At 73.8% G+C, this 11469-nt stretch carries 10 protein-coding genes; 3 read left to right on the forward strand and 7 right to left on the reverse strand.

The annotated features are described in order from the left end of the window. Positions 1-284: 284 nt before the first annotated feature. Positions 285-2063, reverse strand: a complete 1779-nt coding sequence (recN, locus tag FNQ90_RS03930; RefSeq protein WP_182604979.1) for a DNA repair protein RecN — start codon at positions 2061-2063, stop codon at positions 285-287. A gap of 328 nt (positions 2064-2391) precedes the next feature. Here recN and FNQ90_RS03935 point away from each other — a divergent pair, with 328 nt between their 5' ends. Further along, positions 2392-3861, forward strand: coding sequence for an aldehyde dehydrogenase family protein (locus FNQ90_RS03935; protein WP_182604980.1), 1470 nt, complete (start codon positions 2392-2394; stop codon positions 3859-3861). A 77-nt stretch (positions 3862-3938) separates the two neighbouring features. Then, on the forward strand, positions 3939-4445 hold the full coding sequence (locus tag FNQ90_RS03940) for a TspO/MBR family protein (RefSeq protein ID WP_182604981.1): 507 nt from the start codon (positions 3939-3941) through the stop codon (positions 4443-4445). A gap of 47 nt (positions 4446-4492) precedes the next feature. Here FNQ90_RS03940 and FNQ90_RS03945 read toward each other — a convergent pair whose 3' ends face one another. The 6 genes from FNQ90_RS03945 to FNQ90_RS03970 form a co-directional block, all read right to left on the reverse strand. Continuing rightward, positions 4493-5413, reverse strand: a complete 921-nt coding sequence (locus FNQ90_RS03945) for an NAD kinase (protein ID WP_182604986.1) — start codon at positions 5411-5413, stop codon at positions 4493-4495. Between the two features lie 68 nt (positions 5414-5481). Further along, positions 5482-6306, reverse strand: coding sequence for a TlyA family RNA methyltransferase (locus FNQ90_RS03950; protein WP_323379767.1), 825 nt, complete (start codon positions 6304-6306; stop codon positions 5482-5484). 7 nt (positions 6307-6313) lie between these two features. Continuing rightward, positions 6314-6760, reverse strand: a complete 447-nt coding sequence (locus tag FNQ90_RS27025) for a hypothetical protein (protein ID WP_228470837.1) — start codon at positions 6758-6760, stop codon at positions 6314-6316. A 10-nt stretch (positions 6761-6770) separates the two neighbouring features. Then, positions 6771-7643 carry an ABC transporter ATP-binding protein gene (locus FNQ90_RS03960; protein ID WP_182604982.1) on the reverse strand — a complete coding sequence of 291 codons (873 nt, stop codon included), beginning with the start codon at positions 7641-7643 and terminating at the stop codon, positions 6771-6773. 107 nt (positions 7644-7750) lie between these two features. Further along, complete coding sequence (locus tag FNQ90_RS03965; RefSeq protein WP_194432215.1) at positions 7751-8776, reverse strand: FecCD family ABC transporter permease; 1026 nt, start codon at positions 8774-8776, stop codon at positions 7751-7753. 86 nt (positions 8777-8862) lie between these two features. Next, positions 8863-9939: a FecCD family ABC transporter permease gene (locus tag FNQ90_RS03970; RefSeq protein ID WP_182604984.1), complete on the reverse strand. Its 1077-nt coding sequence runs from the start codon at positions 9937-9939 to the stop codon at positions 8863-8865. A 282-nt stretch (positions 9940-10221) separates the two neighbouring features. Here FNQ90_RS03970 and FNQ90_RS03975 point away from each other — a divergent pair, with 282 nt between their 5' ends. Continuing rightward, complete coding sequence (locus FNQ90_RS03975; protein ID WP_182604985.1) at positions 10222-11292, forward strand: ABC transporter substrate-binding protein; 1071 nt, start codon at positions 10222-10224, stop codon at positions 11290-11292. The last annotated feature ends 177 nt before the right edge of the window (positions 11293-11469 follow it).

Here is an 11469-nt window from a genome sequence, read left to right on the forward strand (position 1 = left end):
GTGGGCGGGAGCGGCAGGGCTCGGATGACGAGAGGTGCGAGAACTGCTGCGGGGATGGTGATGACGGTGATGCGGAGGAGGGAGGGGAGCGCGGTTGAGCCGAACGGCCTCCCGGGTCCGCTCCGACCGTATCCGGCGGCCCTCCGCGGACACCAGCATGCCGGCCCGTACCGACATTCGGGCGTCTTCCCGGGCTCGCGGCGGCCCGACGCCGTGTCGGGGGGTTCGGTCCCCCATCCGGAGCGGGCCGCCGGTCCGGCGGCCCGCTCCCGCCGCGTGGACGTTCAGTGTCCGGGGTCGTCCCGGCGTTCGGAGGCCAACCGGGCCGCGGTGGCCAGCAGTTCCTCGGCGTGGGCCCGGGCCGATTCCGAGTTCTCCTGACCCGCCAACATGCGGGACAGTTCCCGGATCCTGCCCTCTCCGTGCACGGGGACCACGCCGCTGCGGGTGACCGAACCGTCGTGGGTCTTCTCCACCACCAGGTGGCGATCGGCGAACGCGGCGACCTGGGGCAGGTGGGTGACCACCACCACCTGGGCGGTGTCGGCCAGTCGGGCCAGCCGGCGCCCCACCTCCACCGCGGCCCGGCCGCCGATCCCGGCGTCCACCTCGTCGAAGAGGTAGGTCGGCACCGGGGCGGTGCCGGCGAAGACCACCTCGATGGCGAGCATCACCCGGGAGAGCTCCCCGCCGGAGGCCCCCTTGGCGATCGGCCGGGGACGGGCCCCGGGGTGCGGGGCCAACAGCAGTTCCACCTCATCGACGCCGTGCGGGCCGCAACCCACCGCGCGGCCGTCGAGTTCGACGCTCTCCTCGCCCTCCACGGCTTCCAGGAAACGCAGATCCACCGACACCCGGGCGTGGGGCATGGCCAGTTGGGTGAGTTCGTCGGTGACCGCCTCCGCGAACCGCTTGGCGGCCTCGGCCCGGGCGGCGGTGAGGGTGTGCGCCAACTGGGCGAGGTCGCGACGGAGTTCCTCGCGTTCGGCGGTCAGCTGCCCGATTCGTTCGTCGTCGCCCTCCAGTTCGGCGAGCCGCGCCGTCCCCGCCTCGGCCCAGGCGAGCACCGCGTCGAGGTCCTCACCGTACTTGCGGGTGAGCCGGCCCAGCACGGCCCGCCGCTCCTCCACAGCCGCCAGGCGCAGGGGGTCGGCGTCGAGGCCGTCGGCGTAGCCGGCGAGGTCCTGGGCGATGTCCGCCAGCAGGATGCCCACCTCGCCGAGCCGGTCGGCCAATCCGCCCAGCGCGGGATCGTGGGCCCGGACCGCCTCCAGCGCGCGGTGCGCCTCGGCGACCAGGGTGGCGGCGTCCACGCCCTCGGGGTCGGCCGGGTCCCCGGCCAGCACACCGTGGGCGGTGGTGGAGGCGGTGGCCAGGGCGTCGGCGTGTCCCAGCCGGGCCGCCTCGGCGTCCAACTCGGCGTCCTCCCCGGAACGGGGCTCGGCGGCGGAGATCTCCTCCAGGCCGAGACGCAGCAGGTCGGCCTCGCGGGCTCGCTCGCGGGCCCGCTCCGTCAGTTCGGCCAGGTGGGCGGAGACCTCGCGCAAGCGCCGGTAGGTGTGCCGATAGCTCTCCAGCGGGGTGGCGACCGTCTCCCCGGCGTACCGGTCCAGTGCCTCGCGCTGCCGGGCCGGACGCAGCAGTCCCTGCTGATCGGTCTGACCGTGGACGGCGACCAGTTCCTCGCCCAGTTCGGCGAGGAGGGCGGCGGGAACCGTCCGGCCGCCCAGGTGGGCGCGGGACCTGCCCTCGGCGGAGACGGAACGGCTGACCAGGAGCGCGCCCTCCTCCAGGTCGGCGCCGGCGTCGGCGGCCCGACGGGCCGCCGGGGCGTCGGCGGACAGGGCGATCCGCCCCTCCACCACGGCGCCCCCGGCACCGACCCGTACGAGGCCGGCGTCGGCCCGGCCGCCGAGCAGCAGACCGAGGCTGGTGACGACCATGGTCTTACCCGCCCCCGTCTCACCGGTCACGGCGGTGAAGCCGGTGGACAGCTCGACCACGGCGTCGTCGATCACGCCGAGGTCCTTGATCCGCATCTCCTCCAACACGGGTACGACCATACGAGGTCCGGGTCCCCCTGCGCGACGCGCGCCCCCGACCGGTGTGCCGGGAGGCCCCGGCGAGCCGGTGATCCGGCGCGACGGGGCCACGGGCCCGGCCCCCGGCCCCGTGGGACGCGGGCCCCGGCACCACGATGAGGGAACGACTCGGATATATGTGGCATTGATGTCGATATGTACCGGAAGGTTCGGGTAGGGATGGTCACCGGCCGTCCGGGGCCCTCCCGCCGCCCCCGGACGGTCGGGTACCCCGCACACCGGGTCGGACCCGTTCCGCGGCGGAACCGGCCGGCTCCGGCCGGACCGACATCCATCGAAGGGATGTTCCATGGCCGACGCTCCGGCACCGTACGAGGACTTCACCACCCTCCCCCTCGCCGGCACACGTCGTACCGGAAGCGGCGGGGAGTCGCGCGCCGACCGGGACCCGTGGTCGGGGGAGACCCTCCTGGAGATCCCGCAGGCGTCCATGGCCGACGCCGAGGAGGCCCTGGAGGCCGCCCGCTCGGCGCAACGCGAGTGGGCCGGACGGCTGCCCCGCGAACGGACGGCGGTGATGAGTCGCACGGTGGACTTGCTGCGCCGCCGTCGCGACGAGATCATCCGGTGGCTGGTCCGCGAGAGCGGCAGCACCCTCGCCAAGGCGAAGGCCGAGTGGGCGGCCACCGTCGCCGACTTCACCGAGGCCGCCTCGCTCCCCCACCGGATGGCGGGACGCATCCTGCCCGCGGACATCCCCGGCAAGGAGAGCCGGGTGTACCGCAAGCCGCTGGGGGTGGTGCTGGTGATCAGTCCCTGGAACTGGCCGCTCCACCTGAGCTGCCGCTCGCTGGCCCCGGCGCTGGCGTTGGGCAACGCCGTGGTCCTCAAGCCGGCCGGCGACACCCCCGTCACCGGTGGTCTGCTGCCGGCCCGACTGCTGGAGGAGGCGGGTCTCCCGGCGGGGCTGCTGAGCGTGGTCGTGGCACCGGGAAGCGAGGTCGGTGACCCGCTGGTGGAGCACCCGATCCCCCGGTTGGTCTCCTTCACCGGCTCGACCCCGGTGGGCTCGGGCATCGCCCGGAAGGCCGGGCTGAAGAAGCTCGCCCTGGAACTGGGCGGCAACGCCCCGCTGGTGGTGCTGGACGACGCCGATCTGCCGCGCGCCGTCGAGGCGGCGGTCTTCGGCTCCTTCTTCCACCAGGGACAGATCTGCATCCGCACCAACCGGATCATCGTGGACGACTCGCGCCACGACGAATTCGTGGATTCGTTCATCGAACGGGTGCGCGATTTGCGCGTCGGCGATCCCTCGGACCCCGACACCCGGATCGGCCCCCTGATCAACGCGGGTCAGTTGGACGGGGTGCGCGACATCGTGGACCGGTCGGTGGACAGCGGCGCGAAGCTGCTGCTCGGTGGGGACCCCGGGGGGCCCACCGGACTGTCGCTGCCCCCGCACGTCCTGCTCGCCGGCCCCGACGTCCCGAGCGCCGCGGAGGAGGTCTTCGGCCCGGTCGCGACGATCCTGCGGGCCCGGGACGAGGAACACGCCCTGGAATTGGCCAACGGCACCGACTACGGCCTGTCCAGCGCCGTGTTCAGCGGAAACGCGGAGCGGGGCGCGCGGTTCGCGCTGCGGGTGGACGCGGGCATGACCCACGTCAACGATCAGACGGTGAACGACCAGGCGAACACCGCTTTCGGCGGCGAGAAGGACTCCGGCCTGGGGCGCTTCGGCGGTGATTGGGCGCTGGAGGAGTTCACCACCGATCACTGGATCAGCGTGCAGCACACCCCTCGCCGATTCGCCTTCTGAGGAGCGGGCCCGGGGAGCGGGCGACGGGCCCCTCCCTCCACCGACGAACCCCGACCGCGGGGAGAACGGAAACGAACATGACGACCGGTGGAACGACCGAGACCCGCTCCGCCGCCCCCTGGTGGCGCTTCTGGCCCTCGCTGGTGGTGTTCGTGGGCCTGTGCTACCTCGTCTCCGCCGTCGGCTCGCTGGCGAGTTCCGAGGCGGACGAGGTGTACGGTGCGCTGGACCGCCCGGCGTGGGCCCCGCCGTCCTGGCTGTTCGGGCCGGTGTGGACGGTGCTCTACGGTCTGATCGGGGTGTCGGCGTGGCTGGTGTGGCGCCGGGCGGGCGGCTCGGCACGCACCGCGCTGGTGTGGTGGGGGGTCCAACTGGCCCTCAACCTCGCCTGGACGCCGTTGTTCTTCGCCGCCGAGGAGTACGGGCTCGCCCTGGTGAACATCGTGCTGATGCTCGGGGCGATCGTGGTGACGACGGCGCTGTTCGCCCGGATCCACCGCGTGGCGGCCTGGCTGCTGGTTCCCTATCTGCTGTGGGTGGGGTACGCCACCGCCCTCAACGCCGCGATCTGGTGGGCCAACTGAACGGTGGTCGGCCGCGCTCCCCCGGGACCGACGGTCCCGGGGCCGTCTCAGCGGGGACCTCCCCGCCACCCCGCCACCGGAAGCGCGAACTTGGCCACCAGTCGGTCGGTGAAGGGGGCGCGGTGCAGGCGTGCCAGGCGCACCGGCACCGCTCCCCGGCGCACCTCCACCCGGGCCCCGGCCGGCAGCTCCACGCTGCGGCGACCGTCACACCACAGCACGCCGTGCGGTGTGTTCGGCTGCACCTCCACCGCCAGCACCGAGTGCGGGGCGGTGACCAGCGGCTTGGTGAACAGCGCGTGAGCGCTGATGGGCACCATCAACAGGGCCTCCACCTCCGGCCACACCACCGGGCCGCCGGCGGAGAAGGCGTAGGCGGTGGAACCGGTGGGGGTGGCACAGACCACGCCGTCGCAACCGAAACGGGACACCGGCCTGCCGTCCACCTCCGTGACGACCTCGAGCAGACGCTCGCGCGAGGCCTTCTCCACCGAGGCCTCGTTCAGCGCCCAGTCCACGTGCACCGGGACGCACGCCGTGCTGTCGTTGTAGACCACCACGTCGAGGGTCATGCGCTCCTCGACCGTGTAGTCGCGACGCACCACCCGCTCCACCACCTGGTCGAGGTCGTCGCGCTCGGCCTCGGCGAGGAACCCCACCCGCCCCAGGTTCACGCCGAGCATCGGCACTCCCGAGGAGCGGGAGAATTCCGCGCCGCGCAACAGCGTGCCGTCGCCGCCGAGGACCACCAGCAACTCGCACTCCTCCGCGACGCCCGGACCGTTCTCCACCCGCGCCACCTCGGGGGGCAGCGGAAGGTCCTCGGCCTCCTCCACCAGCACGCGCACCCCCATGCCGTGCGCGAGCAGCCCGCGCACCACCAGTTCGGCACTGCGGACGGCGGCCGGACGGCCGGTGTGGGCGAGGAGCAGGACCGTGCGGTCGGCCGTCCCCCCCGCCGCGGGCAGGGGGGCGCGGGGGTCCGGTGCGCCCCCTCCGGGGCCTCCGGACACGTCGGATCGGTCGTCGCTGCTGCTCACCGGGGTCCCTCCGTCACGGCTCGCTCGACATCGGCCGGGGCCGGATCGGGTGCCCCGGCCCGCAACCACAGAAAGTACTCGACGTTGCCGGAAGGACCCGGAAGCGGGCTGGCGGTCACCCCGGCGGTGCCCCAACCCAGCTCCCGCGCCCTGCGGGCGACCCCGAGCACCGCCTCCGCGCGCAGGGCGGGATCCCGGACCACACCGCCGCTGCCCAGACGCTCCCGACCCACCTCGAACTGGGGCTTGACCATCAGGAGCAGGTCGGCGTCGGGCGCCGCGCAGCCGACCAGTGCCGGCAGGACCAACCCCAGCGGGATGAACGACAGGTCGCCCGTGATGAGGTCCACCGGATGCCCACCGACCGCCTCCAACGTCAGTTCCCGCACGTTGGTCCGATCGTGGACCTCGACCCGCTCGTCGGCGCGCAGGGACCAGGCGAGCTGGCCGTAGCCGACGTCCACCGCCAGCACCCGGGCCGCCCCGGCGCGCAGCAGGACGTCCGTGAAACCCCCGGTGGACGCGCCCGCGTCCAACGCGCGGCGACCGGCCACCACCAGTCCCCGGGGCCCGAAGACCGCCAGGGCCCCGGCGAGTTTGTGCCCCCCGCGCGAGACGTAGTCGGGATCGTCCGCGTCCTCCCGCACCACCAGGGCCGCGCTGACGGCCACCCGGGTGGCGGGTTTGGTCGCGGGGGCACCGTCCACCCGGACCCGACCGGCCGCGATGAGCGACTGCGCGTGCTCGCGGGAGCGGGCCAGGCGACGGCGGACCAGTTCCGCGTCGAGCCGGCTGAGGCGGGGACGGGTGGCTGCTGCCACGGATCGTTCAGCTCCCGATGTCGGTGGGGGCACCCGCCGGCCGGGGACCGGCGGGTCGGTCGAGCGCGGCCAGGATCCCGTCGAGGCCGCGGTGAACATCTTCGTACACCGCGGGGTGGGCGGTCACGGCCAGACGGTCCACCTCCCACAGCCGTTCCACCAGGGCGTCGACCGCCGCGTGGCCGGTGGGTTCGAGAGGGGTCCCCAGTGGCTCCGGGGCCGCCTCCCCCGGGATGTCCGGCGTCCGCCGCTCCCCGGGACCGTCCGCGCCGGCGGGCCCTCCGGCTCCGGCGGGAGCGGCCGGCGACTCGACGACTTCCCCCGGGTCACGGGTTCCCCCGGCGGCGTCCCGGGGGTGCGCGGCGGGTCCCGCGTCCCCGGCGGGGCGGTCCGCCGCGCGCGGCACGTTTCCCCCCTCCCCGGGGCGGGTGCCGGTGGGTGGCGTGTGGTCCATGGGACCGACGCTACCGTCCGGGGGCGGCTCCCCGTCCCCGGGCCGCCGGAATCACCAGCGGCGTGCCGCTCTCCGGGTCGGTGATCACCCGGCAGGAGAGGCCGAAGACCCTCTCCACCAGTTCGGCGGTGACGATCTCGCCGGGCGGACCGGCGGCCACCACCCGTCCCTCCCGCATGGCGATCAGATGCGTGGCGTACCGCGCGGCGTGGTTGAGGTCGTGGAGCACCGCCACCAGGGTCCGCCCCTCCTCCTCGTGCAGACGCGCGCACAGGTCGAGCACCTCGATCTGGTGCGCGATGTCCAGGTAGGTGGTGGGCTCGTCCAACAGGAGCAGCGGGGTCTGCTGGGCCAGCGCCATCGCGATCCACACCCGCTGTCGCTGGCCTCCGGAGAGTTCGTCCACGTATCGGTCGGCCAGGGTGTCCACGCCGGTGGCGGCCATCGCCCCGACCGTAACCCGCTCGTCCTCCCGGGACCACTGCCGCAGCACCCCCTGATGGGGATACCGTCCCCGACCCACGAGATCGGCGACGGTGATGCCGTCGGGCGCCACGGGCGTCTGGGGCAGCAGACCCAGGACCCTGGCGAGTGCCCGGGCCGGCAGCCGGTCGATGGCCTCGCCGTCGAGCAACACCCGTCCGGCGGTGGGACGCAGCAGTCGGGAGAGGGCCCGCAGGAGCGTGGACTTGCCGCAGGCGTTGGGACCGACGATCACGGTGAAGGACCGGTCGGGAACGGCGACGGTGAGGTCCCGGGCGATGACCCGGCGGTCGTAGGCCAGGGTCACCTCCTCGGCGGCGAGGCGGAACCCGCCGTCGAGGAGGGCCGCGGGGGTACCGATCGCGGGGGATCCCGTGGGTCCGATGGATCCTGTGGCCATGGCCGTGCTCCCGGAGTGTGAGGAATCGGGTTCGAGGCGGTGGGCGCCCGTCCTTCGTGGAACGGCGGCGGGCCCTCCCGGGGACGGGAGGGGGGAGAGCGAGGGGTTCACAGCCGACCCGCCCGGCGTTCGACGGCCAGCAACCACAGGAGGTAGCCCCCGCCGAGCATGCCGGTCACGGCACCCACCGGGAGTTGGCGGTCACCGAAAGCGGCCTGCGCCGCCAGATCGGCCGCGCACAGGACCAGGGCTCCCATGGCGGCGGCGGGCAGCAGATTCGGTCCGGGGGTGCGGGTGAGCCGGCGGGCCAGCTGGGGAGCGGTGAGCGCCACGAAGGCGATCGGGCCGGCGGCGGCGGTGGCCACGGCGGTCAGCAGCACCGCGCCGATCAACACCACCAGGCGGGTGCTCTCCGGGCGGACCCCCAGGGAGGACGCGGCATCGTCACCCATCTCCAGCAGGGTCAGACGCCGCCCCCGGGAGAGGATCAGCGGCACCAGCACGACGCAGGCGATCAACAGGGGCCAGAGCTGTGTCCAGTCCCGTCCGTTGAGGGAACCGGTGATCCACAACACGGCGCGGGCGGCATCGACGATGTCGGCACGCGTCATGAGGTAGCCGGTGACGGCGGTGAGGATCGCGGCGGCGCCGATTCCCACCAGCACCAGGCGGTAGCCGTGCACACCGCGTCGCCAGGCCAGCAGGTACACCAGGACGCCGGTCAGCAGCCCTCCCACCACCGCGCCGAGCGAGACCGCTGCCGCACCGCCCCCGAAGACGACGATCACGGTGAGCGCCCCCACCCCGGCGCCCTGGGTGAACCCGATGATGTCGGGGCTGCCCAAGGGGTTGCGGGAGACCGCCTGGAAGACCGCCCCGGCCAGACCGAGGGCCGTACCGACCAGGAGCGCCAGCAGGGCCCGGGGCAGGCGGAGTTCGTGGATGACGAACCGTTGCCCCGGGGTGCCGCCGCCGGTGAGGACAGCGATCACCTCGGCGGGGGACAGCGGATAGTCACCGGTGCCGACCAGGACGACCGCCGCGGCGAGGGCCGCGAGGGCGATCACGGGCAGCACCACGGCGCCGCGCGGGTGGACCCGCAGTGACAGCTCTCCCGGGGCGCGCAGGACCAGGCCCCGGGAACGCGCGCCGGGCCGGGGGGTCCCGGTGGGCCCACCGGTCCGGTGGCTCGTCGGGCGGGAGACGCCGGGGGTCGTGCTCACAGTTGGGCCATCCTCCGACGACGCACGAGATGGATGAAGACCGGGCCGCCGAGCAGAGCGGTGACGATGCCCACCTGGAGTTCTCCCGGTCGGGCGAGCAGACGCCCCAGGACATCGGCGGAGAGCAGCAGCACCGGCGCCAGGACCGCCGAGTAGGGCAGGATCCAGCGCAGGTCGGGACCGGTGAGCGCGCGCACCAGGTGGGGGATCATCAGACCGACGAAGACGATCGGTCCGCAGGCCGCGGTGGCCGCGCCGCACAACAGGGTGATCACCAGCATCGATCCGACCCGGGTGCCGGTCAGACGGGTCCCCAGGGCCCGGGCGGTGTCCTCACCGAGCGCCAGGGCGTTGAGCGGGCGGGCCAGGAGGAGGGCGATCACACAACCCACGCCGACGAAGGGCAGGATGTCCCACACCGTCTCCATCCGGGCTGAGGCCAACGAACCGACGGTCCAGAACCGCATCCGATCCAGCGCGGCGGTGTCCAGCAGCACCACGGCATTGACGTAGCCGTACAGCGCGGCGGTGATCGCCGTCCCGGCGAGGGCCAGGCGCACGGGGGTGGCGGCTCGGCTCCCGCCCAGCGCGTAGACCATCACCGACACCATCGCGGCGCCGAGGAAGGCGAACCAGATCCACCCCTTGAGCGAGGTCACGCCCAGAAAGGAGATCGCGGAGACCACGGCGGCCGAGGCACCGGCGTTGACACCCAGGATGCCGGGTTCGGCCAGGGGGTTGCGGGTGAGGGCCTGCATCACCGCTCCCGCCAGTCCGAGAGCGGTTCCCACCAACAGGCCGAGCAGGGTGCGGGGCACCCGCATCTCCAGCACGATGGTGGCGGCGTCACCGGTGCCGCTCTCGACGGCGGCCCCCTCCCGCACCCCCTCGGGGCCTTCGGGCGGCCCGACGGGTGACCCGGTGGAGCCGCTGCCGCCCACCACGGCGTCCCAGACCTGGTCCGGTGGGATGGAGCGGGCCCCCAGGGCGACACTGGCGGCGACCACGACGCCGAGCAGCAGTACGGAGAGCAACAGGCCCGCCGCACGCCCGCCGACCCGCCCGAAACGCATCGGTGGGTCACCGGGAGGGGTGTGATCCCCGCCGATGCCGGGGGGTGCGGCGGTGATCCCGTCGGACCGGGGGCTCTCATCGGTCGCGATTTCGGCTGCGGGGGCTCCGGCGGGACCGGCCGGGGACCGCGCGGTCATCGCCGATTCCGGGGTGGGGCTTGCTCGAACACCCGCTTAGGTTAGCCTAACCTCCATCCGGACCGTTCGCGTGTTCGGCCACGGGGCGCACCGGGGCGTGTCCCGGACACCCGTGCACAGCCCCGGAGAAGCAAGGTACCTCCCGTGAAGACTTCCGTCAGAGCCCGCTCGGCTCTCCCCCGCACCCCCCTCCTCCGCCGTTCCGCGACGGCCGTCGGCGGCGTCCTGTGCGTCGGCGCCCTCCTGACCGCCTGTGCCGGTGGGGACACCGACCGGGCATCGGGGCGGGACGCCGCCCCCGCGGAGAGGACCGGGGCGTCCGGGGAGGAGTGGAGCTTCACCGACGACCGCGGTGTGACGGTGGAGCTGGACGGCCGCCCCGAGACCGTGGTCGCCTTCGTCGGCGCCGCCGCGGCCCTGCACGACTACGGCGTGACGGTGGACGCCGTCTTCGGTCCCCTGGTGGGCCCCGACGGCGAACCGGACATCCAGGCCGGCGACCTGCCGGTGGACGAGGTGGAGTCGGTCGGCAGCGCCTGGGGCGAGTTCAACCTCGACGCCTACGCCGCCCTGGAACCGGATCTGCTGGTCTCCACGATGTTCGTCGAGGACGCCCTGTGGTACGTCCCCGACGACAGCGCCGCGAAGATCGAGAGCCTGGCACCCTCGATCGGTCTGTCCGTGGCCTCCCCCAGCACCGTCGTCGAGGCCATCGAACGCCACTCCGAGCTGGCCGAGGCGCTGGGCGGCGACCTGTCCGCCGACCCGGTGACCGAGGCGAGGGAGCGCTTCGAGGCCGCCGCCGAGGAGCTGCGGCAGGCCGCCGAGGACAACCCCGGCATCCGCGTGATGGCCGCCTCCGGCTCCGCCGACCTGTTCTACGTCTCCGACCCCAAGGCATCCCCCGACCTCTCCTACTTCGTGGAGCTCGGCGTGGAGATGGTGGTCCCCGACGATGCCCCGGCAGGCTTCTTCGAGGAGCTGAGCTGGGAGAACGCCGACCGCTACGACGCCGACATCATCCTGCTGGACGGTCGCACCGGAGTCATGCAGGCCGATGACCTGGCCGACAAGCCCACCTGGGCGCAGCTGCCCGCCGTGCGGGCCGACCAGATCGCCTACTGGACCACCGAGCCCCGTTACTCGCACGCCGGCTTCGCCCCGATCCTGGAGGATCTCGCCGAGGCCATCCGCAACGCCGACCGCGTCGCCTGACGCGGCTTCCCCGCCCCCCGTTCGTCGGCCCGGGACGCAGATCACGGCCGACGCCCCCTTCACCCTCTTCGGCACCGGAGCCGTTCGCACCCACGCCATCGGGCCCGGCTTCGTACGGGTCACCCTCACCGACCCCGGCCCCCGGCGGACTTCGCCCGCCGGGGGGCGGGACCAACA

Source organism: Streptomyces alkaliphilus (assembly GCF_014141535.1).
Taxonomy (GTDB): Bacteria; Actinomycetota; Actinomycetes; order Streptomycetales; family Streptomycetaceae; genus Streptomyces; species Streptomyces alkaliphilus.